The organism is Paraconexibacter algicola (assembly GCF_003044185.1).
Taxonomy (GTDB): Bacteria; Actinomycetota; Thermoleophilia; order Solirubrobacterales; family Solirubrobacteraceae; genus Paraconexibacter; species Paraconexibacter algicola.
Map to the genome: position 1 here is coordinate 64,740 of NZ_PYYB01000003.1, position 22,249 is coordinate 86,988.

At 73.9% G+C, this 22,249-nt stretch carries 19 protein-coding genes; 4 read left to right on the forward strand and 15 right to left on the reverse strand.

Going from position 1 to position 22,249, the window contains the following annotated elements; translation table 11 throughout:
- Positions 1-4: 4 nt before the first annotated feature.
- The 3 genes from ribD to C7Y72_RS17380 form a co-directional block, all read right to left on the reverse strand.
- Positions 5-1,123, reverse strand: coding sequence for a bifunctional diaminohydroxyphosphoribosylaminopyrimidine deaminase/5-amino-6-(5-phosphoribosylamino)uracil reductase RibD (gene ribD, locus C7Y72_RS17370; protein WP_107570470.1), 1,119 nt, complete (start codon positions 1,121-1,123; stop codon positions 5-7).
- A 73-nt stretch (positions 1,124-1,196) separates the two neighbouring features.
- A complete protein-coding gene (locus C7Y72_RS17375) occupies positions 1,197-3,059 on the reverse strand; it encodes an ArnT family glycosyltransferase (protein WP_107570471.1) in 1,863 nt (620 codons plus the stop codon).
- Positions 3,046-4,572, reverse strand: coding sequence for a hypothetical protein (locus C7Y72_RS17380; protein WP_107570472.1), 1,527 nt, complete (start codon positions 4,570-4,572; stop codon positions 3,046-3,048). Before C7Y72_RS17380 ends, C7Y72_RS17375 begins: the two co-directional genes overlap by 14 nt.
- Before the next feature lie 169 nt (positions 4,573-4,741).
- On the opposite strand from C7Y72_RS17380, the gene C7Y72_RS17385 reads away from it, so the two are divergent.
- From C7Y72_RS17385 to C7Y72_RS17395, 3 genes are read left to right on the forward strand one after another with little or no spacing between them, the layout of a single operon-like run.
- A complete protein-coding gene (locus C7Y72_RS17385; protein WP_107570473.1) occupies positions 4,742-5,794 on the forward strand; it encodes a glycosyltransferase family 2 protein in 1,053 nt (350 codons plus the stop codon).
- Entirely contained in the window at positions 5,791-6,423 is a 633-nt protein-coding gene (locus tag C7Y72_RS17390; RefSeq protein WP_107570474.1) for a class I SAM-dependent methyltransferase, read from the forward strand. Before C7Y72_RS17385 ends, C7Y72_RS17390 begins: the two co-directional genes overlap by 4 nt.
- Positions 6,424-6,428: 5 nt before the next feature.
- Positions 6,429-7,736 (forward strand): lipopolysaccharide biosynthesis protein, encoded by a 1,308-nt coding sequence (locus tag C7Y72_RS17395; RefSeq protein WP_107570475.1) that lies wholly within the window; start codon positions 6,429-6,431, stop codon positions 7,734-7,736.
- A 5-nt stretch (positions 7,737-7,741) separates the two neighbouring features.
- Here C7Y72_RS17395 and C7Y72_RS17400 read toward each other — a convergent pair whose 3' ends face one another.
- Both C7Y72_RS17400 and C7Y72_RS17405 read right to left on the reverse strand, forming a co-directional pair.
- Positions 7,742-10,279 carry an ABC transporter permease gene (locus C7Y72_RS17400; protein WP_107570476.1) on the reverse strand — a complete coding sequence of 846 codons (2,538 nt, stop codon included), beginning with the start codon at positions 10,277-10,279 and terminating at the stop codon, positions 7,742-7,744.
- Positions 10,280-10,288: 9 nt separating this feature from the next.
- Positions 10,289-11,029 carry an ABC transporter ATP-binding protein gene (locus C7Y72_RS17405; RefSeq protein WP_107570477.1) on the reverse strand — a complete coding sequence of 247 codons (741 nt, stop codon included), beginning with the start codon at positions 11,027-11,029 and terminating at the stop codon, positions 10,289-10,291.
- 85 nt (positions 11,030-11,114) lie between these two features.
- Here C7Y72_RS17405 and C7Y72_RS17410 point away from each other — a divergent pair, with 85 nt between their 5' ends.
- A complete protein-coding gene (locus C7Y72_RS17410) occupies positions 11,115-11,780 on the forward strand; it encodes an MBL fold metallo-hydrolase (protein ID WP_107570478.1) in 666 nt (221 codons plus the stop codon).
- A gap of 25 nt (positions 11,781-11,805) precedes the next feature.
- On the opposite strand, the gene rpe is transcribed toward C7Y72_RS17410, so the two are convergent.
- From rpe to cmk, 10 genes are all read right to left on the reverse strand, one after another.
- Positions 11,806-12,465 (reverse strand): ribulose-phosphate 3-epimerase, encoded by a 660-nt coding sequence (gene rpe, locus C7Y72_RS17415; protein WP_107570479.1) that lies wholly within the window; start codon positions 12,463-12,465, stop codon positions 11,806-11,808.
- A gap of 13 nt (positions 12,466-12,478) precedes the next feature.
- Entirely contained in the window at positions 12,479-12,703 is a 225-nt protein-coding gene (locus C7Y72_RS17420; RefSeq protein ID WP_107570480.1) for a YfgJ family double zinc ribbon protein, read from the reverse strand.
- 12 nt (positions 12,704-12,715) lie between these two features.
- Entirely contained in the window at positions 12,716-13,906 is a 1,191-nt protein-coding gene (gene rsmB / locus C7Y72_RS17425; RefSeq protein ID WP_107570481.1) for a 16S rRNA (cytosine(967)-C(5))-methyltransferase RsmB, read from the reverse strand.
- Between the two features lie 50 nt (positions 13,907-13,956).
- Positions 13,957-14,778, reverse strand: a complete 822-nt coding sequence (locus C7Y72_RS17430; protein ID WP_107570482.1) for a methionyl-tRNA formyltransferase — start codon at positions 14,776-14,778, stop codon at positions 13,957-13,959.
- A gap of 11 nt (positions 14,779-14,789) precedes the next feature.
- Complete coding sequence (gene def / locus C7Y72_RS17435) at positions 14,790-15,425, reverse strand: peptide deformylase (protein ID WP_233243919.1); 636 nt, start codon at positions 15,423-15,425, stop codon at positions 14,790-14,792.
- 32 nt (positions 15,426-15,457) lie between these two features.
- A complete protein-coding gene (gene priA, locus C7Y72_RS17440) occupies positions 15,458-17,536 on the reverse strand; it encodes a replication restart helicase PriA (RefSeq protein WP_107570483.1) in 2,079 nt (692 codons plus the stop codon).
- A 73-nt stretch (positions 17,537-17,609) separates the two neighbouring features.
- Positions 17,610-18,830, reverse strand: coding sequence for a methionine adenosyltransferase (gene metK, locus C7Y72_RS17445; RefSeq protein WP_107570484.1), 1,221 nt, complete (start codon positions 18,828-18,830; stop codon positions 17,610-17,612).
- Positions 18,827-20,329: a hypothetical protein gene (locus C7Y72_RS17450; protein WP_107570485.1), complete on the reverse strand. Its 1,503-nt coding sequence runs from the start codon at positions 20,327-20,329 to the stop codon at positions 18,827-18,829. Before C7Y72_RS17450 ends, metK begins: the two co-directional genes overlap by 4 nt.
- The gene (der, locus tag C7Y72_RS17455; RefSeq protein ID WP_107570486.1) at positions 20,329-21,645 is read right to left on the reverse strand and encodes a ribosome biogenesis GTPase Der; all 1,317 of its coding nucleotides are present in this window, start codon (positions 21,643-21,645) and stop codon (positions 20,329-20,331) included. The genes C7Y72_RS17450 and der overlap by 1 nt, the downstream gene beginning before the upstream one ends.
- A complete protein-coding gene (cmk, locus tag C7Y72_RS17460) occupies positions 21,642-22,235 on the reverse strand; it encodes a (d)CMP kinase (RefSeq protein WP_107570487.1) in 594 nt (197 codons plus the stop codon). Before cmk ends, der begins: the two co-directional genes overlap by 4 nt.
- Positions 22,236-22,249 lie beyond the last annotated feature (14 nt).

Here is a 22,249-nt window from a genome sequence, read left to right on the forward strand (position 1 = left end):
CGCTTCACCACTCCCGCAGTCGTGCGCTGATGAGGATGTCGTCGGCGATCCGCTCGGTCTCGAGCGTGAGCGCCCGCAGCGCCTCGGAGATCGTCTCGGCGCCCTCGCCCTCGAGCGGGTCGCGGGCGCTGCGGCCGCCGAGCAGCAGCGGCGCGAGGAACAGGCGGACCTCGTCGATCTCGCCCGCGTCCAGGAACGCGCCCGCCAGGCGCGGCCCGCCCTCCAGGAGGATCGAGGCGATCCCGCGGTCCCCGAGGGCGGCGAGTGCGGAGCGCACGCGCGCGGGCTCGTTCTCGCCCGCGGCGACGATCACGTCCGCCCCGGCCATCTCGAGCGCGTCGGTGGCGGTGCGCGGGGCGGCGCGCGACACGATCACCGAGAGCGGCAGCTCGGGGGCGGCGGCGATGAGGGCGGAGTCCAGCGGCAGCCGGGCCTCGGAGTCGAACACGACGCGGCGCGGCTGGCGGGTGGCGCGCTCGATGCGCGAGGTGAGCTGCGGGTCGTCGGCGAGCGCGGTGCCGATGCCGACGACGACCGCGTCGACCGTGCTGCGCCACCAGTGCGCGAGCTCGCGGCTCTCCTCGCTGGAGATCCACTTGGAGTCGCCGGTCTTCGTGGCGACCTTGCCGTCGAGCGTCATCGCGCTCTTGAAGAGCACCCACGGCCGGCCGGTGCGCGCGTGCTTGCGGAAGGCCTGGTTCTGCAGGCGGGCGCGGGCGGCGAGCTCGCCGCCGGCGACGTCCACCTGGACGCCCTCGTCGCGCAGGATCCCCAGGCCGCGCCCGGCGGCCTTCTCGCTCGGGTCGTCGGCCGCGACGACGACGCGGGCGATCCCGGCCTCGACGATCGCCTCGGTGCACGGCGGCGTCTTGCCGGTGTGGCAGCACGGCTCCAGCGACACGTACATCGTCGCCCCGCGCACGTCGGCGTCGCCGCAGGCGGCGAGCGCGGCGCGCTCCGCGTGCGGTCCGCCGAACTCGGCGTGGTGCCCCTCCCCCACGACCGTGCCGTCCTTCACGACGACCGCGCCGACGACCGGGTTGGGGTGCACGCGGCCCACCCCGAGCTCCGCGAGCTCGATGGCGCGGGCCAGGTGGACGTGGTCGGTCTCGGTCCGCTGCATGGGGCCACTTGCAGGATAGGGACCGCGGGCCTCGGGCCAGGGTCCGGGTGGCCCGCCGCGGGCGGGGGCGCGCCTACCGGCCCTTGAAGGCGCAGCGGCCGCCGGTCAGCCGGTACACGCGGATCAGCGGACCGGGCCGGTGGTAGGCCAGCGGGTAGTACTGGAACGACCAGTCGAAGTTGAAGTCGACCGGGTCGGCGCCCTCGCGGTACGGGGAGTCCTCGCGGACGAGGATCGACCGCTTCTCGAGCTCCTTGTAGTACGCGATCGCGCCGGGCACCTGCTCGGGCTCCGCCTCCGCGCGCCCGCGCTGCGTCGAGCCGGACACGACGTAGCAGTACTGGTCCTCCTCGTAGCGGTCGATGAGCTCGGGGGCGAGCGTGCGCTCGTAGTCCTCGATGTTCACGATCCGTCCCGGGTCGGGGATGAACGACCCGTCGTTGGCGATGTTCGAGCGGCTCGTCGGGAACTTGATCCAGCGGTTCCCGTTGCCGGTCGTCTGGCGCATGATCGACTCGGCGTCCTGGGCCCAGGCGTCGGGGACGATCGGCTCGACGACGATCTTCGAGCGCGGCGCGACGTTCTCGACCATCCATGCGCGCGTCAGGTTGCGGGTGTCGTCGCGGCTGAGCACGAGGCCGCTGTGGAGGCTGTAGAGGAGTCCCTGGCCGCACAGCAGCACGACGCCGAGGCTCATCAGGGCGGGCTTCCAGGTCGGGCCGGTGCGGCGGGCGAGGCGGTCGACGGCCCAGATGACGACGAACGCGGCGAGGATGCAGGCGATCGGGAAGATCGGCAGCAGCCAGCGGCCGAAGAACCGCTCCTGGCCGCCCATGAAGTAGAGGAAGATCAGCGGCGCGGGCGCGAGCACGACGGCCATGCGCCGGTCGACCGCCAGCAGCACGCCGATCGCGATCGCCGCGGCGAGGATCGGCACCCAGCCCAGGCCCCAGGTGAAGGCCCAGAGGTAGTACTCGATGCCGTTGTCGTGGGTCAGGCCGAGCTTGCCGAACGAGTCGCCGGAGACCGTCGTCTGGTGCTCGAGTCCGTCGCGGAACTCGTCGAAGGCCAGGACGGCGTAGGGGTTCGCGGCGACGAAGCCGATCGTCGCCATCACGCCGGCCAGGAGGACGCGGCGCAGGTGCACGAGCGCCCCCTCGGTCGTGCCGGCCTGGAGCATCTGGAAGACGGTGGCGGCCAGCAGCGGCAGCAGCACGATGCCGCCGGTGTACTTCGTGGCGCAGGCGAGGCCGAGCCCGAGCCCGGCGACCACGTAGTCGCGGGTCCAGCCGCGGTGCAGGATCCCGGCGGTGCCCCACAGCGACAGGCAGATCGGGGCGAGCGTCGGGACGTCGTTGAGCGCCAGGTGGCTGTAGAAGACCGGCAGGAACGCCACGGCCATGAGCCCGGCGGCGAGCAGGCCGACGCGCCGGTCGAAGAACCGCTTGCCGGCCAGGTAGAGCAGCCAGATCCCGAGCGTGCCGAGCGCCGCGGCGGTGACCCGGGCGACGACCCAGACCTCGGTCGGGTCGCTGGCGAACTGGCTGGCGACCGCCTCGCGGCCGCCGAACCAGCCCGCGAAGACGATGTGCAGGACGTACGTGTAGGCGGGCGGGTTGACGAAGTAGTGCGGGTTCCAGCCGTGGCCGAAGAGGCCGATCGCCTTCGGCAGGAAGTGCGCGTTCTCGTCCGCGTTGTACGCGTACGGCATGCCGTGGTCGACGCCCCAGATGCGGACGAGGAACGACCCGAGCAGCAGCGCGACGATCGCCGCCGACCAGCGCGTGGGACGCCAGGCGCGGGCCCGGGCGACGGTGTCGCGCAGCGCGTCCCGGGCGCGGTCGCGCGGGCCGGGGCGGCGCGGCGGGACGCCCGGCGGCGGCGACGCCGGGGCGCGGTCGCGGTCACGGTGCGTCAGGTGATCAACAGCGGACATAGGCCCCGTAGGCGTCCGATGACGCGGCGTAGGTGTAGCCCGGCAGGATCGAGGTCTGGGCGGGCGCGTCCATGCCGTCGGTGAGGACCTGCCGGATCAGGACCGAGCGGTTGGCCGCGTAGATCGCGACCCCGCCCTGCTCGGCGCGGCGCAGTCCGTCGCCGCCCTTCCCGGTCTCCTTGTCGGGGACGGTGTCCGTCCGCGCGACGACCTTGTCGGCCGGCAGGTCGAGGATCCAGCGGACGTCGGCGATGAGCTTGTGGTTGGGCACCGACACGACGCCGCACTTCAGGCCCGCCTGGACCGCGGGGGACCGCAGGACGTCCTCGAGGCCGGTGCGGTACTCGCTGCGGAAGGTCAGCTCGTTGTCGAACACCTTCAGGTTCACGCGCGTCGCCGTGTAGAACGTGCCGCCGAGGACGACGAGCACGGAGGCGACCGCCCAGGCCGTGCGGGCGCGGCCAGCCTGCAGCAGCGTCCAGCCGCCGAGCGCCACCGCGGCGAACACCATGACCATGAGCGAGGGCACGAGCAGGTAGCGCTGGATCACCGACAGGCCGGCCAGGCCGACGGCCGCGAAGGTGCCAAGGCCCACGAGGAACAGCGCGGTCGGCATCACGACGCGGCGCGGCACGAGGTAGGCGGCCAGCGCGAAGCCGGCCAGGCCCGCGATCGCGACGGGCGCCTTGTCCAGGCGGGTGAGGAACTCGACGGTCGCGGAGGGCACGGCGCCGATTCCGGAGGCGCGGCCCAGCTCCTCCGCCAGGCCGCTCGTGTGCGTCAGCGAGTACATCGGGTCGCCGGTGACGATCAGGTCGGTCAGCGCCCAGATCACGGGGCCGCTCGCGGTCCAGACGGCGTAGCGGACCCGCGTGCCCCAGTCCGCGGGCCAGGCGCACCAGAGGAAGTACAGGCCGATGATCAGCCAGGCCTCGGGGCGCAGCATCGCGGCGAGCGCCAGCAGCGCGAACACCGGGGTGCCGCGGCGCGGGCGCTCCTGCTCCAGGCAGGCGGCCCACACGATCATCGCGAGGAACGGGATGTCGAGGTAGCCGCGGGCCGCGAGGAACGGGAAGTCGAAGCGCGTGCACAGCAGCGCGGCGGTGATCAGCCCGATCGTGGGCGTGAACGCGCGCGCGGCGAGCCGGTACATCCCCATCGTCAGCACGACGAAGCTCAGCCAGGTGAACGCGATCATCACCCGGTCCGCACCCTCGCCCAGCGGCACGAGCGCGGCGCCGAACAGGATCGCCAGCGGGTGCTGGGTCGGCGCGCGGTAGGCCTCGAAGCTCAGGTTCGTGCCGTCGAGCAGCTCGCGACCCCAGACCAGCGAGTAGACCGAGTCGTAGTTCGGGTAGGTCGGGTAGACGAAGAACCCGACCACCACGGCGACCACGAGGCCCGCCAGCCCGAGCGCCGGGACGAGGCGCCGGCCGCGTGCCGGCAGGCGCGCGGCGAGGCCGGACCGCGCCTGCGGTCCGGACCGGGGCCGGGTGAGGGTCGCGGATTCCATGGACGAGCGGAGGACCGGCGCGAGCGCGTGCTGCCGGGTCCTCTGGGATACTGCGCGTCGAGTGTACGGCACATCGCCGACCCTTCCGCCGCCCGCGCCCCGGCGGGCAGGCACGCGCTCCGGCAGTAACTCGGGCGGACGGCGCGGGTAGACCGGGCGGACCTTCTCTATGAAACTCATCATCCAGATTCCCTGCTTCAACGAGGAGGAGCAGCTCCCCGCGACGCTGGCGGACCTCCCCCGTGAGGTGCCCGGCTTCGACGTGGTCGAGTGGCTCATCATCGACGACGGCTCGGTGGACCGGACGATCGCGGTCGCCCGGGCGGGCGGGGTCGACCACATCGTCAAGCTGACGAACAACAAGGGCCTCGCCGCGGGCTTCCAGGCGGGCCTCGACGCGTGCCTGAAGCTCGGCGCCGACGTCATCGTCAACACCGACGCCGACAACCAGTACTCCGCGGCCGACATCCCGCGCCTCGTCGAGCCGATCGTCGCGGGCCGCGCCGACATGGTCGTCGGCGACCGCGAGACCGACAACATCGAGCACTTCTCGCCGCTGAAGAAGCGGCTCCAGAAGGCGGGCTCGTGGGTCGTGCGCCAGGCGTCGGAGACGACGGTCCCCGACACGACCTCGGGCTTCCGCGCCTACAACCGCGAGGCGGCGATCCAGATGGCGGTCGTCTCGAAGTACACGTACACGCTCGAGACGATCATCCAGGCGGGCAAGCTGCTCGTCGCCACCGACCACGTCGCGATCGGGACGAACCCGAAGACGCGCGAGTCGCGGCTGTTCCCGTCGATGGGCTCCTACGTGCGGCGCAACGCCGTGGCCATCAGCCGCATCTACACGCAGTACGAGCCGCTGAAGGTGTTCCTGCGGATCGCCCTCGTCCTGGCGCTGCTGGCGATGATCCCCTGGATCCGGTTCTTCGTCGCGTACGTGCAGGACGACGGCGCCGGGCACGTCCAGTCCCTGATCTTCGGCGCCGTCCTGTTCAACGCCGCGGTCGTCGTCGCCGTCCTCGGCGTCATCGGCGACCTCCTCTACGCCCAGCGGATCATGTCCCAGCGGATCTTCGAGCGCGTGCGCCGGATCGAGCTGCAGCTGGGCGTCCCCCCGTCCCACTACGAGCCCGGCGCCAAGCCGACCGGCCAGCCGCCCACCACGGGCGCCGGGGCCGGCGCGCAGCGCACCGGGGAGCACGAGGCCCTCAAGGTATGACCCCCTCCACGACCACCGACGCCGAGGGCGTCGTCACCGGCAACACGTACGACAAGTACGGCTCGACCAACCCGGTCGTCAAGCGGCTGATGGCGAACTTCGAGTCGACCCTCGACGAGCTGTTCGAGGCCGCCGACCCGCAGTCGCTGCTGGACGTCGGCTGCGGCGAGGGCGTGCTCATCCACGAGTGGGCGCAGAAGCTCGGGGACAAGCGCGTCGTCGGCATCGACCTCGAGGAGGAGTCGATCCAGGCCGGCTGGGCCCAGCGCCAGGCGCCGAACCTCGAGTACAGGATCATGAAGGCGGAGGACCTCCCGTTCGCCGACGGCGAGTTCGACGTCGCGACGGCGATCGAGGTGCTCGAGCACGTGCCGGATCCGGCGCACACCGTCGCGGAGATGGCGCGCGTCGCGAGCCGCTGGCTGCTGGTCAGCGTCCCGCGCGAGCCGCTGTGGCGCGGCCTGAACATGGCCCGTGGCGCGTACCTCAAGGACCTCGGCAACACCCCGGGGCACATCAACCACTGGTCCAAGCGCTCGTTCGTGCAGCTGCTCTCGCAGCACGGCGAGGTCGTGCAGGCCCGCTCGCCGTTCCCGTGGACGATGCTGCTCGTCCGCCTCGCGAAGTAGGGCGCGTGGCGGCCGCGCCGGCCGCGCCGTCCGACGACGGCGCCTACGCCCGCGGTGCGCGGATCCTCTCGCTGGGGATCGCGTCCACGGGCGTCTTCACGTTCGCGTACTTCGCGGTCGCGTCGCACACCCTGAGCCCGTCCGAGTACGGGGCCGTCGCGTTCCTCTGGAGCGTGCTGTTCGTCGTGATGTCGGTGATCTACCGACCGGTCGAGCAGCTGCTGTCCCGCACGCTCGCGACGTCCCGGGCGCTGGGTGGCGAGGCCGCCTCGCTGCGGACCCCGCTGATCATCCAGGGCTCGTTCGCGCTGCTGTTCCTCGTCGTCGCGCTCGCGTTCAAGGGCCCGCTGGAGGACCGGCTGGAGTCCGAGACGCTGTTCTGGATCTTCGTCGGGGCGGCACTGGCGTACGCGGCCTCGTACTTCGCCCGCGGCTACTTCGCCGGACACCAGTGGTTCGCGCTCTACGGCGGCCTGGTCCTGTTCGAGTCGATCGCCCGGATCCTCTTCCCGGTGGCCGTCGCGGTCGGGATCGCGTCCGGCCAGACGGCCGTCGCGCTGGGGATCCTCGCCGCGCCGTTCGCGTCGCTGCTGGTCGTGCCCGCCGCCCTCGTGCGGTACCGCCGCCGGGAGGCCGCCGGCGAGCTGCCCACGGCCCCGGCCGCCGCGCCTGCGGGTCGGGGCGAGCTGCGGGAGGGCGCGGACTTCGCGCTGTCGGTCGCGATGGTCCAGCTCGCCGAGCAGACGCTGCTGAACGTCGCGGTGCTGACCGTCGCCGCGTCGGCGGGCAACGCGCTGGCGGGCGTGGTCTTCAACGCGTTCATGATCGCCCGCGCACCGCTGCAGCTGTTCCAGTCGATCCAGACCTCGCTGCTGCCCCATCTCGCCGGGCTCGAGGCCACCGAGGGCCGCGAGGCGTTCGCCCGCGCGATCCGGGTGACCGTGCTGGCGATCACCGGGTTCGCGGCCGCGATCACGCTCGGGCTGCTCGTCCTCGGCCCGTTCGCGATGGACCTGCTGTTCGACGAGGCCTACGACTACGGGCGGCTCGGTCTCGCCGCCGTCGGGGTCGGGATGGGCTTCCACCTCGTCGCCGGGACGCTGAACCAGGCCGCCCTGGCGCGCGGCCGCGCCCGCCTGGCCGCGGGCGCCTGGCTGCTCGGTGCCGCCGTGTTCGTCGTCTGGATGGTCGTGCCGGTGATCGACGACCAGCTCGTGCGCGCGGAGACCGGGTACCTGGCCGCCGCCGCGCTGCTGTGCGCGCTGCTGACCGCGGTGTACCGCGGCGGGACGCCCACGCGCCCCGCCGCCTGACCGGCCTACTCGTGGGCGAGCGCCTCGAGCACGTTCAGCCGCGCCGCGCGACGGGCGGGCAGGGCCGCGGCGAGCACCCCGGCGAGCGCGGACAGCGCCAGCAGCAGCACGAGCGAGATCCCCGGGACGTGCAGGACGATCTCGTCGATCGCCTGGGTGAAGACGATCGACAGCACGACCCCGACCGCGAGGCCCAGGACGCCGCCGATGACCGCGATGATCACCGACTCCTTGCGGATCATCGCCTTGACCTGCCGGCGTGAGGTGCCGATCGCCCGCAGCATGCCGAGCTCGCGCGTGCGCTCGGTGATCGACAGCGCGAGCGTGTTGACGATGCCGAACAGCGACACGATGATCGCGAGCGCCAGCAGCGCGTAGATCATGCCGAGCAACTGGTCGATCTGGCCGGCCTGCTCGTCCTTGAACTCGCTCGCGGTCAGCACCTCGGTCTGCGGGAACGCCCGGTCCAGGACGCGCGCGACGGCCCGCTTGGTGGCGGCGGTGTCCGTCCCCGGCGCGTAGCGCAGGAAGACGTAGGAGTCGTTGGCCACGCCGACGTCGCGGGCGACGGTGGCGTCGGGCAGGACGAGGTCGCCGAGCAGGTCGGCCTTGTCCTCGAACGTCCCGGCGACGCGCAGCCGCAGCTGCGACCGCCGCGGGGTGCGCACGGTGAGCGCGTCGCCCGCCTGCAGGCCGCGGTCCTTCGCGAAGTCGCGGGACACCGCGACCTCCGCGTCCCCGAGCCCGGAGATCACGTCGCCGCCGCTCGTGACGTTGTAGACGCGGGTGACCGTGCGCGGGTCGACGCCGGTGACGTCCTCGTCCTCGCCGTCCAGGCGCACCTGGGCGAAGCGGAAGCCCGACAGCGTCTCGACGCCACGGACGCGCGCGACCCGGTCGGCGACCGCGCCGGAGAAGGGGTCGAAGCCGTTCTGGTGCTGGATGACCGCGTCGCCCGCGAGGCCACGGTCGATGAAGCCCGACACGGTCTCCTTCGCGCTCGCGGCGAAGATCGACGCGAAGCTCACCAGCGCCACGCCGATCATCAGGGCCGCGGCGGTCGCGGCCGTGCGGCCCGGCTGGCGCACCGAGTTCTCGCGGGCCAGCCGCGCGGTGACCCCGCTGCCGAACACGCGGCCGACGACGGCGGCGATCGGGCCGACGAGCTTCGGGCTCATCAGGCCGACGCCGAGGAACGTCGCGGCGGCGCCCGCCCCCGCCAGCGAGAGTCCCGTCGTCGCGTCGTCGACCGCGACGAGCGCGACGACGAGCAGCACGATCCCGATCGAGGTCAGGACGACCGCGGCCGGGAACGCCAGCCGCGACGAGCGGCTCTCCGGCAGCGCGACGCCCTCGCGCAGCGCGGCCACCGGCGGGACGCGCGTGGCGCGCAGCGCCGGCGCGAGGCTCGCCAGCAGCGTCACGAGCACCCCGACGACGAGCGAGACGACGATCGTGCGGGTCTCGAGCACGGTGCCCTGCGACGGGAGGTCGAACCCGACGGCGTAGAAGAGGGCCTTCAGCAGCTTCGCGACCCCGATGCCGAGCAGCAGCCCGACCGCGCTGCCGAGCGCGCCGAGCGCCAGCCCCTCGGTCAGCACGCTGCGCAGCACCTGGCCGCGGGACGCGCCGAGCGTGCGCAGCAGCGCGAACTCGCGGGCGCGCTGCGTCACCGTGATCGAGAACGTGTTGAAGATGATGAACGCGCCGACGAACAGCGAGATGCCGGCGAAGGCCAGCAGCGCCGTCGGCAGGAACGACAGGTTGTCCTTGATCGTCTCGGTCTGGTCGCGCGCCTCCTCCTGCCCGGTCCGCACGTCGTAGCGCCGGTCGGGCACCGCGGCGCGCACGGCGTCGCGCAGCGCGGACGGGCTCGTGCCGTCCTTCGCGGCGATCGCGATCTCGTCGAAGCGGCCCGCCTTGCCGGTGATGCGCTGCGCCTCCGGGAGCGTCATCAGCGCGACGGCCGCGCCGCCGTAGGAGTCGACGCCCGCGACGCCGACCAGACCGACCAGTCGGTAGGTCCGCCGCGGCTCCTTGGCGACGATGTCGACGGTGCCGCCGACCTCGAAGCCCTTGCGCTCGGCGGTCGAGCGGTCGAGCGCGACCTCGTCGGCGCGCCGCGGCAGGCGGCCCTCGAGCACGTCGAAGGACTCGAAGCGCCGGTCCTGCTGGATCGACGCGACGAAGTTCGGGGCGCCCGAGGACACCGGGTCGCCCTTGCGGTCGAGGATCGTCGCCTCCTGGTCGAAGACGCTGCCGCCGACCGAGGCGACCTGCGGGAGCGTGCGGATGCGGTCCGCCACGGAGGACGGGATCGACTCCGTCTGCCCGAACTGGGCGGCGGTGACCTCGTCGTCGGGGGTCACGACGGCGTCGGTCTGCGCGTAGGAGGCCGCGAAGATCCGGTCGAACGACGAGTTGATCGTGTCGGTGAAGACGTAGGTCCCGGCGATCAGCGTGACGCCGAGGGCGACGGCCAGCGCGGTCAGCGCGAGCCGGGTCTTGCGGGCGAGCAGCCCGCGGAGGGCGACCTTGCGCATCGTCGGCCCCTACGCGCCGGTCGGCACGCGCGGCGTGACGCGCTCGTCGGAGACGACGAGGCCGTCCTGGAGCGTGACGAGCCGGTCGGCGATCGCCGCGGCGTCGGGGTCGTGGGTGACCATGACGATCGTCTGACCGAACTCGTCGACGCTGCGGCGCAGCAGCGCCAGCACCTCCGCGGAGGTCTTGGAGTCGAGGTTGCCGGTCGGCTCGTCGGCGAACACGATCGCGGGCCGGGAGGCGAGCGCGCGGGCGACCGCGACGCGCTGCTGCTGACCGCCCGACAGCTCCGCGGGACGGTGCGTCAGCCGGTTCTGCAGCCCGACGATGCCGACGAGCTGGTCGATCCACTCGCGGTCGGGCCTGCGTCCGGCGATCGAGAGCGGCAGCAGGATGTTCTCCTCGGCGCTGAGGACCGGGACGAGGTTGAACGACTGGAAGATGAACCCGATGCGGTCGCGGCGCAGCTCGGTGAGCTTTGCGTCGTCCAGGGCGGTGATCTCCACGCCGTCCAGGCGCACGGTGCCGCCGGTGGGCCGGTCGAGCCCGGCGAGGCAGTGCATGAGCGTCGACTTGCCCGAGCCGGAGGCGCCCATGATCGCCGTGAACTCCCCGGCGGGGAACGTGGCGGAGACGCCCGCGAGGGCGTGCACGGCCGCCTCGCCCTCCCCGTAGCGGCGGGTCAGCTCGTGGGCGACGACGAGGTCGGTGGCCGTGGGCGCCGCGAGACCGGAAGGGTGGGTGGACATGACCGTCAGCGTCGCAGACGCGCGGGTCGTCGCCCATCGGGAACCTCCCCTACGGCACCCCGGGGAGCCGGGGTAGGGTCCGCGGATGCGCGAGATCGCCCCGGACGTCCACCTGATCACCGGCTTCCCGCCGCTGGCCGTCAACTGCTTCCTCATCGGGGACGTGCTCGTCGACGCGATGGGCCGGGGCGACGCCAAGCGGATCCTCAAGGCGCTGCAGGGGCGCACCGTCGCCGCGCACGCGCTGACGCACGCGCACCCGGACCACCAGGGCTCCTCGCACGCGGTCTGCGAGGCCCTCGGGATCCCCCTGTGGGTGCACGAGCTCGACGCCCCCGCGGTCGAGGACCCGTCGCTCATCCGGCAGCGTCAGCGGTCCCACCCGATCAACACGCTGATGGACCGGCTCTTCACCGGGCCCGCGCACCCGGTGGCGCGCACGCTCGCCGAAGGCGACGTGGTCGGCGGCTTCACGGTGCTGGAGACCCCGGGGCACTCGCTCGGCCACGTCTGCTTCTGGCGCGAGTCCGACCGCGTCCTGATCGCCGGGGACGTCCTCAACACGCAGCACTCGCTGCTGCTGTTCCCGCGCGGCCCGCGCGAGCCGGTCGGCTGGTTCACCCCCGACCCGGAGACCAACCGCGCGTCGCTGCGGCGTCTTGGGGAGCTCGAGCCGGCGGTCGTGTGCGTCGGCCACGGGCCGGTGTGGACCGACACCGCCCGGTTCGTCGCGTTCTGCCGGTCGGTCTGAGCGGTCCGCGGCGCCGCCGCGCGCGTCAGGCCGCGCCGCGCGCGGCCGCCTCGATCTCGCGGAAGGCGGCGGCCGGGTCGGGTTTGGAGAAGACGGCGGAGCCGGCGACGAGCTTGTCCGCCCCCGCCTGCACGACGACCGGCGCGGTGCGGGCGTCCACGCCGCCGTCGACCTCGAGCGCGACGTCGGGACCGACGAGCGCGCGCATCCGCTCGATCTTCGCCGGGGACGTCGGGATGAACGGCTGACCGCCCCAGCCGGGGTTCACGGTCATGCAGAGCGCGAGGTCGACCTCGACCTCCTCGAAGACCCCGAGCGGCGTGCCGGGACAGACGGCGATCCCGGCCTTGACGCCGTGCTCGCGGATCGCCTGCACGACGCGGTGGCTGTGCGCGGTCGCCTCGGCGTGGAAGGTGATGACGTCGGCGCCCGCCTGCGCGAACGCGTCGACCTGCCGCTCGGGCCGGTCGATCATCAGGTGGCAGTCCAGGACGACGCGGTCGCCGAACGCCTCGCGCAGCGCGCTGACGACGATCGGGCCCATCGTGATCGGTGGCACGAAGACCCCGTCCATGACGTCGATGTGCACCCACGTCGCGCCGGCCTCGACGACCGTGGCGACCTGGTCGTGCAGGCGCGCGAAGTCGGCGGAGAGGATGGACGGGGCGATCTCGATGGAGCTCATGCCACCGGGGGTTCTACACCTCGGCGAGCATCGATGCCCCGCAGTGGTTGCAGAGCGTCATCGCCGTGGTGCTCATCCGCACGATCGTGCCGTGCTCGCCGCAGTCGGCGCACACCGACAGCAGCTCGAAGCGGTGCAGGCACGAGACGCAGCGGTAGCGGCCCGGCAGCGACGTGGGGCGCAGCCAGGGCTCCTTGCAGCTCGGGCACGCCGGCCCGATCTCCCACTCGGCGGACATCGAGCAGGGAGCCTACGGGGTCTCCCGGGCGACGTAGAACCCGTCGGTCCCGTCGCGGTGCGGGAGCGTCTGGAAGCGCTCGTCGCCGACCAGACGCTCCTCTTCCCGGGAGATCGTGCAGGTGGAGTAGACGAGCGTGCCCCCCGGCTTCAGGGCGCCCCGGGCGGCCTGGAGCATGCGGTCCTGCAGCGCGGCGAGCTGCGTGATCGCGGCCTCGGTCACGCGCCAGCGCAGGTCCGGGTGCGAGCGCAGCGTGCCCAGCCCGGAGCACGGCGGGTCCAGCAGCACGCGGTCGAACGGCCGGTCGGTCTGGAACCGCGACGCGTCGGCGACCACGACGGTGACGTTGCGGGCGTGCAGGCGCTCGCAGGTCCGCTGGAGCGCCCCGGCCCGGCCGGTGTGCTGCTCGACGGCGACGAGGTCCCCCTCCCCGCCCATCAGCGCGGCGAGGTGGGCGGTCTTGCCTCCCGGGGCGGCGCAGAGGTCGAGGACCCGCTCGCCCGGGCGCGGCCCGAGGAACCGGGCGACGCGCTGCGCGGCCCGGGACTGCGGCGTGATCGCGCCCGCGGCGAACAGCGGCGAGCCCGCCAGGTCGAACGGCCCGTCGAGGACGAGCGCGTCGTCCTCGCGGCGGCCCGGCGGCAGCTGCGACGCGTCGACGGGGACGAGCGTGTTGATCCGCAGCACGAGCTCCGCGGGCTCGTTGTTGGCCGCCAGCAGCGCGCGGGTCTCGTCCGCGCCGAGCTCGTCCCACCAGCGGCGCACGAGCCACTCCGGGTGGCTGTGGCGGATCGCGGCGCCCTGCGGGTCGGTGTCGGCGGGCAGCTCGATCCCCTCACGCTGGACGCGGCGCAGGATCGCGTTGACGACCTTGTGGCCCGGGCCGGGCTTCGCGAGCTCGACGCTCTCGGAGATCGCGGCGTGGTCGGCGACCCCGTCGAGGAACAGCAGCTGCTCGAGCCCGAGCCAGAGGGCGGCGCGGACCTCGGGCTGCAGGCGTCCCTTCGCGTGCCGGGCGACGATCCACTCCAGCGTGCCGTGCCGCTGCACGACCCCGAACACCAGGCGCTTGGCGAGCGCCCGCTCGCGGGGATCCAGGCCCTCCGCCTCGGCGCGCAGCGCCCGGTCGGCGTAGGCCCCCTGCTCGAAGACGCGCCGCACGACCCGCAGCGCGGTCGCACGCGCCGGGCTGACCGCGGACATGGGCCGGACGGTACCTCAGCGCCGACCGCGGAGGTCCTGCGCCGGGACGCTCAGCTGCGGCCGCGCAGGTAGTCCGCGTAGGGCATCGCCCGCTTGCCGGGCGGCTGGACCTCGAGCAGCTCGAGCGTCCCGTCCTCCCCCACGCGCGCGTCGCGCACGCCGAGGAACGAGCCGTCGGGCAGCTGCAGGCGCGCGCCGACGTGCGGGCTCAGGGCGCGCACGACGCGCACCTGCTCGGCGGCGGGGGCGCCCGGGTCCAGCGTGCGGTCCTCGGCGGTGAGCTTCTCCGCGTAGGTGACGCCGTCCTCGACCTGCTCCTCGTAGACGGGCGGGTCGTCGAGGGCGCGGATCAGCAGCGTCGCGCCGAGGTCCTGCAGGCGGCGGGCGAGCGCCCCGTAGGTGTCGTCCTCGCGGATCGGCTCGCGCTCCAGCAGCCCGACCGGGCCGCTGTCGAGGCCCGCGGTCAGGCGCATGATCGCCACCCCGGTCTCGGCGTCGCCGGCCATGATCGCCCGCTCGATCGGGGCCGCGCCGCGCCAGCGCGGCAGCAGCGACGGGTGCACGTTGAGGATCTCGTGCGCGTCGAGCAGCTCCTGCTTGATCAGGGCGCCGAACGCGCACACGATCAGCACGTCCGGGCGGGCGGCGGCGATCCGCTCGCGGGCCTCGGGGCCGTTGACGTCCTGCGGCTGGTCCAGCGGGATGCCCAGCAGGCGCGCGAGGTCGGCGACCGGCGGCGACTGCAGCGCGCGGCCGCGCCCCTTCGGGCGGTCCGGGCGGGTGACGACGAGCTCGGGGCGGTGCGGCGTGTCGGCCAGCCGGCCGAGGATCGCGGCCGCGAAGTCCGAGGTGCCGAGGTAGACGGTGCGCACGCGGACCGGGCTCAGTCGCCGAGGTCGGGGCCGCGGACCCCGCGCTCCTGCGCCTCGCGCAGCGCGCGCATCGCCTCCTTGCGCTGGGCGCGCGTGGTGCGGTCGAGGATCAGCACGCCGTCGAGGTGGTCCATCTCGTGCTGGATGACGCGGGCCTCGAGGCCGGACGCCTCGATGATCTGCTCCTCGCCCCACTCGTCGAGCGCGCGGACCCGCACGTGCACGGGGCGCTCGACGTCGACGACGACCGCGGGCAGGCTCAGGCAGCCCTCCTCGAAGACCTCGGTCTCCTTGCTGGACCACTCGATCTCCGGGTTCACCAGGGCCGCGAGCGGCGCCTCGGAGCTCAGCCGGTAGACGAGCAGGCGCGTCGGGACGCCCAGCTGCGGCGCGGCGAGCCCGATGCCCATCGAGTCCTCCATTAGCGAGCCCATGCGCTGCACCTCGAGCCGCAGCTCGTCGTCGAAGTCCTCGATCGCCCGGGCCTTCGTCTTGAGGACCGGGTCGCCGAACTGCTTGACGAGCTTCAGCGCCTCGCGACGGCGCGCGAGCGCCTCGGGGTCGGGCGGCGGGACCTCGCGGGTCGGGCGGCCGCCGTCGGCCTCCTCGTCGGGGACCAGCTCGATCTTCTCGTCGACGTCGGACATCACCCCAAGGGTATCGGCGCGCGGCCCCGGGCCTACTGCGGGTCGACGTCGACCGACAGGTTCGCGGTCCGGTGGGCCTTCGCGGCCCGGACGGCGGCGGCCGCGACCCCCGCCGCCTCGATCGCCGCGTAGCGGTCCGGGCCCTTGATGACCAGCTGGCTGCGCTCGCGGCCCCGCAGCCGGAACAGCGGTGCGGGACCGAGCAGCATCGCGCCGTCCCCCGCGCCCCCGGCCGCGTCCACGGCGGTCCGGACCGCGTGCGCCGCGGCGTGCGCGGCGCCCGGCTCGGTGGAGGAGCAGACGATGCGGATGAGCGTCGCGAACGGCGGGTAGCGCAGCGCGCGGCGGCGCTGGAGCTCGCCCTCGAGGAACCCGTCGCTGTCGTGCCGGACGGCGTGCATGATCGACGGGGCGTCGGGGTCGAGCGTCTGCACGAGCACGCGGCCCGCGCGCCCGCCGCGACCCGCGCGCCCGGCGAGCTGGGTGACGAGACTGAACGTCCGCTCCTCGGCGCGGAAGTCCGGGAACCGCAGCGTGCCGTCGGCGTCGACGACCACGCCGAGGTCGACGTCGGCGAAGTCGTGGCCCTTGGCGACGACCTGCGTGCCGACGAGGATCGCCCGGTCAGCCCGCTCGAAGCGCTGCAGCGCCTCGCCGGGGTTCGCGACCCCCGCGTCGAGGCGCACGACGGGCGCGATCCGCGCGAGCTCGTGCTCGAGCCGCTCGGTGCCGGTCCCGTGGCGGGCCAGCGACACCGAGGCGCACTCCGGGCACGCCCGCGGCACCGGCTCGCGGTGTCCGCAGTGGTGGCAGGACATCGCGCCCTCCGCGCGGTGCAGCACGAGCGTGACGTCGCACTGCGGGCACTCCCACGTGTGGCCGCAGGAGCGGCAGGTGAGGAAGTTCGACCAGCCGCGCCGGTTGAGCAGGACGATCGCCTTGCGGGCGTCGACGAGCGCGTCGTGGGTGCGGCGGTGCAGGACCGTGCCGGCCGCGGTCGCGCGCATGTCGACGATCTGGACCGGCGGCAGCCGCGCCCCGTCGGCGCGGTGCGCCAGCCGGATGCGGCGCAGCGCGTGCACCGACTCCGGGCGCGGCGTGGCGCTGCCGACGACGAGCACCCCACCGGAGAGCTCGGCGCGCCGCTGGGCGACGAGGCGGGCGTCGTAGCGGGGGTCGCCCTCGTGCTTGTACGTGCCGTCGTGCTCCTCGTCGACGATCACCAGGCCGACGCCGCGCAGCGGCGCGAGCACCGCGGAGCGCGGCCCGACGCAGATCCGCGCCTCGCCGTCGCGCAGGCGCCGCCACTCGTCGTAGCGCTCGCCCTGGCTCAGGCCCGAGTGGAGCACCGCGACGGTGTCGCCGAAGCGGTCGACGAAGCGGGCGATCATCTGCGGCGTCAGCCCGATCTCCGGCACCAGGACGATCACGCCGGCCCCGGCGCGCAGCGTCTGCTCGGCGGCCCGCAGGTACACCTCGGTCTTCCCCGATCCGGTCACCCCGTGCAGCAGCAGCCGTTCCCCGGGCCCGGCGGTGGCGATCGCGTGCACGGCCGCCTCCTGCTCGGGGTTGAGGACGGGCGGGTCGCGGCGCGCCCCGACCGCGACGTGCTCGGGCGCGCGGCGGCGGTCCCGCGGCGCGACCGTGACGAGCCCGCGCTTCTCCAGCCGCCGCAGCGCCCCGAGGTCGGTTCCCGCGAACCGCGGCAGCGCGGCGAGCAGCGCGCGCTGGTTGTCGGTCAGGCGGACCTCCGGGCCGGGGTCGCGGCCGGCTGCGGTCGGCTCCGCCCACAGCTGGGCCTTCGCGCGCACCCCGGAGGGCGGCAGCATCAGCGACAGCGCCCGCGCGGGGGTCGAGCAGTACTCGCGGGCCATCCACAGGCCGAGGGCGACGAGCTCCGGCGGGATCGCCTCGGGCAGCACGCGGCGCGGCACCGCGAGCTCGTGCGGGCTGCTGTCGGCCAGGGCGGTGACGACCGCGCGCAGCGTCTGGCGGCCGAACGGGACCTCCAGCAGCGACCCGACCTCGGCGCCCTCCGGCCGGACGTAGTCGAACGGCCCGCGCAGTGCGCGGGCGGTCGTGAGCGGCTCGACCTGGACCACGGACTGCACGGACCGACCAGAGTACGGACGAGGGCGGCCCGACCGGGCCGCCCTCGTGGACGCTGCGGGTGTCGCGCGGGCGCTAGACGCCCGCGGCCGCCTTGAGCTCGTCGACCTTGTCCAGGTTCTCCCAGGTGAAGTCCGGGTCCTGGCGGCCGAAGTGGCCGTAGGCCGCGGTCTTCTGGAAGATCGGGCGGAACAGGTTCAGGTGCCGGCGGTACGCGAGCGGGCGGAGGTCGAAGACCTCGCGGACCGCGGCGTTGATCTTCGCGTGCGGGATCTTCTCCGTGCCGAACGTCTCGACGAGGATCGAGATCGGCTGCGCGACGCCGATCGCGTAGGAGACCTGGATCTCGGCGCGGTCGGCGAGGCCCGCGGCGACGACGTTCTTGGCGACCCAGCGGGTGGCGTACGCGGCGGAGCGGTCGACCTTCGAGCTGTCCTTGCCGGAGAACGCGCCACCACCGTGGCGGGCGGCGCCGCCGTAGGTGTCGACGATGATCTTGCGGCCCGTGAGGCCGGTGTCGCCGACGGGACCGCCGATGACGAAGCGGCCGGTCGGGTTCACGAGGAACTCGCCAAGCAGGGTGTTCTCGTCGTAGAGCTCGGCCGGCAGCACGGGCTTGACGACGTGCTCCCAGAGGTCGGCCTTGATCTTCGCCTGGTCGCTGTACTCCGCGGTGTGCTGCGTGGAGATCAGGAGCTTGTCGATCGAGACCGGCTTGCCGTCGCGGTAGCGGACGGAGACCTGGGTCTTCGCGTCGGGGCGCAGGTAGTCGAGGTCGCCGTTCTTGCGGACCTCGGCGAGGCGCTCGGCCAGACGGTGCGCCTGCTGGATCGCCACCGGCATCAGCTCGGGGGTCTCGTTCGTGGCGTAGCCGAAGATGATGCCCTGGTCGCCCGCGCCCTCGAGGTCGAGGTCGTCGGCGGAGCCGCCCTTGTGCTCGGCGGCGTCGTCGACACCGGCGGCGATGTCGTCGGACTGCGGGTCGATCGCGTTGAGGACCGCGCAGGAGTCGGCGGAGAAGCCGAGCGCCGCGTCGGTGTAGCCGATCTTGCGGATCGTGTCGCGGGCGATCTTCTGGATGTCGATGTACGCGTCGGTGCGGATCTCACCGGAGACGACGGCCAGACCCGTGTTGACGAGCACCTCGCAGGCGACGCGCGCCTTCTCGGGGTTCGGGTCGTTCGCCAGCACGGCGTCGAGGACGCCGTCGGAGATCTGGTCGGCGACCTTGTCGGGGTGCCCCTCCGAGACGGACTCGGACGTGAACAGGTATTCGTTGTCGGCGTAGGTGCTCATGGGATCGAGAGAAGGATCTCCGCGGTGGATTCGTCCGCACTGCCGCTCGAGCGGGCTCCGATCGCCCGGACCTTCACCAGGTCGTCGCGGACGGCCTGGTAGGCGCGGTCATCGTTGAGGCCGGTCTGCTCGGCGAGGCGCAGAAGCTGACTGAGGTCGAGAAAGACTAGCGAGGTGGTCGGCTTTCCGCCGTTTCCGAGCACCGCCCGCCACGCGTCGCTGTCGGCGAGGCCGCCGTCGGCGCTCCGCGCGTCCAGGACGCCGTCGCGCCGGGTGGCGATGAGGACGCGCCCCTCGTCGACCGCGTAGTGGACCTCGATGCCCGCGGTGAGCCGCAGGGACGCGACGCCGTCGGCGCGCGTCCAGCGCGGTGTCGGCCCGCCCGAGGGGGCGAGGATGCGGGCCAGCGGCGCCTCGACGCGGCGCAGCGCGGCCGCGGTCGCGTCGCGGTCGCGGGCGGCGACCGCGACGGTCAGCGTCGGGGCGGGCAGGCCCGGGGTGAGCGTCAGGCCGACCTCGCCGCGGAACAGGTCGAGCAGGTCGCGCTGCAGGCCGGGGGTCTGCCGGGCGAGCTCGCGGCGGGCGCGGACGAGCAGCGGGCCGAGGCCGGCGAAGCTGCCGCCCGCGACGTCGGCGATGCGCGCCAGCCCGCCGGAGACGCCGCTCACCGCGAGGTACGCGAGCGCACCGCGGGGCGCGGTGTCCTGCAGCCGCGGCGTGAACGGCCGGAACGTGCCTGCGGCGCCCGTCGGCCGCTCCAGGGCGGAGCGGACCGTCAGCAGGGCGCCGTCCTCCCGCGGGCTGACCGCGATCGCGGCCCCGACGAGCCCGGGCTGCGCCAGCAGGGTCCCCGCCCCGCCGAGCAGGCCGCCCCGGGGGGCGAGCAGCCGCGCGACCCCCTCGCGGGAGACCCAGCCGTCGGCGACCCGGTCGGCGGGCAGCTGCGCGGTCGCCCGGCGGTAGCGGGCCTGCTGCGCCAGCGACCGGCCCTTGCCGCGGGCGAGCTCGCGGGCGAGCTGCAGCGTCTGCGGCTGCCCGACCGCGAGGAACCGGCCGATCCGCGCGGTCTGCACCGGGCCGCACTGGCGGTCGCGCGGGGTGCCCTGCGGCTCGCGGCCGGTGTCGAGCAGCACGAGCGAGCCGGCCGTCCCGCCGCCGGTGTCGAGGAAGGCGAGCGCGGCCTCGGCGCCGCGGACGTCCGCCGGGCGCACGCCGCAGCTCGGGGCGGTGACGCGGCGCACGACGTCGTCGCGCACGCGCGCGAAGCCGGGGAAGCGGCGGGCGATCGCCTCCGCCTCCCGGGTCCCGGGGCGCTGCGCGTCGGTCGAGAGGTGCAGGTAGACGAGCGCGTCCGCGGGGATCAGCGCGGTGGCGCGCGCCGCGGGCGGCGCGTCGGGCTCGTCGTCGCCACCGGTGAGCAGCAGCATGAGCGCGGCCGCGACCGCGACGACGAGCGCCGCCGCGAGGACGGCGAGGAGCCGCGGGCGTCCCGCGGGCATCAGCGGTCGCTGCGCCGCTGGTCGCGCTCGTTGAAGTCGATGATCACCGGGATCCCGTCCAGGCCGTAGCGGGCACGGAGCCGATTCTCGACGAAGTACGCGTAGTCGCGCGTCACCCGGTTGCGGGAGTTCACCTGGATCGCGAACCGCGGCGGCCGCTCATCGATCTGCGCCATGTACAGGAGCTTGAGCCGGTGGCCCTGCTTGGCCGGCGGCTGCTTGGCCTGCACGGTGTCCGACAGGAAGCGGTTGAGCTCGGAGGTCGGGATCCGGCCCTTCATGCGGTCCCCGAGCGCGATCGCCTCGGTGAGGATCCGGGCGACGTGCCGCCCGGTCTGCGCGCTGGCGGTGAGGACCTTCGGCCGCAGCCGCAGCTTGCGGGTCGCGTGCGCGCGCTCGTGGTCGAGGTCGGCCTCCTGCATCGGGGCGGCGTCCCACTTGTTCAGCACCAGCGCGGTCGCGCAGCCCTCCTTCATCGCCAGCTCGGCGATCCGCAGGTCCTGCGCGGTGATGCCGTCCTGCGCGTCGCAGATCACGAGCGCGACGTCGGCGCGCTCGACCGCGCGCTGGGAGCGCAGCGTCGTGAAGTACTCGACGGACTCCTGGACCTTCGCCTGGCGGCGCATGCCCGCGGTGTCGACGACGATGAGCTTGCGGCCGTCGACCTCCAGGGGCATGTCGATCGCGTCCCGGGTCGTGCCCGCGACGTCGCTGACGATCACGCGCTCCTCGCCGAGGAAGCGGTTGAGCATCGTCGACTTGCCGACGTTCGGACGGCCGATCAGCGCGAGCCGGATGACGTCGTCGTCCTCGTCGGCCTCGTCCTCCTCGGGCAGCAGCGCGGTGATCGCGTCCAGCAGGTCCCCGGTCCCGAGGCCCTGGGCGGCACTGACGGCGATCGGGTCGCCGATGCCCAGCGCGTAGAACTCGGCGGTCGCCGCCGCCTGCTCGACGCTGTCGACCTTGTTGGCGGCCAGCAGGACCGGCTTGTCGTGGCGGCGCAGCAGGTCGGCGAGCTCCTCGTCGCCCGGCCGGATGCCCGCGCGCGCGTCGACGACCAGCACGGTCACGGCCGCCTCCCCCATCGCGGCCCGGGCCTGCGCGCGGATCGAGACGCCCATCGGGTCCTCGTCCAGCGCGTCCATGCCGCCCGTGTCGATGAGCGTGAAGCGGCGACCGTTCCAGTCGCACGGCAGCTCCTTGCGGTCGCGCGTGATGCCCGCGCGCTCGTGCACCACGGCCTCCCGCGTGCCGGTCAGGCGGTTGACGAGGGAGGACTTCCCGACGTTGGGGTAGCCGACGATCGCGACCTTCATGCGGATGCTCCTGGTGTGCGCGGGACGAGCGCGACGATGGCGGCGACGACCTCCTCGATCGTCAGCCCGGTGGTGTCGACGTGCACGGCGTCCGGGGCGGCGACCATCGGGTCGTGCTCACGGGTGGCGTCGCGCTCGTCGCGTTCGAGCAGGTCCTCGACGGGGATGCCGCGGCGGGCGGCGCGTTCGGCGGGGTCGGCGTCGAGCCAGACCTTCACCTCGGCGTCGGGGGCGACGACGGTGCCGATGTCGCGGCCCTCCGCGACCCAGGCGCCGTCGGCGATCAGCGCGCGCTGCCGGCCGACCATCGCCTCGCGCACACGCGGGTCGGTGGCGACGCGCGAGGCGGCCTGCCCGGCCTCCGGCGTGCGGATCGCCTCGCTGACGTCCTCGCCGTCGAGCAGCACGCGGTCGCCGTCGAAGCGGATGTCGAGTCGGCCCGCGTCGGCGAGGTCGATCGCGTCGGCGCGCAGGCCGACACACCGGTACATGGCACCGGTGTCGAGGTAGGTGTAGCCGAGCGCGTCGGCGACGGCGCGCGCGACGGTGCTCTTCCCGGCCCCCGCAGGACCGTCGATCGCGACCAACATGGCCCCGATGGTGG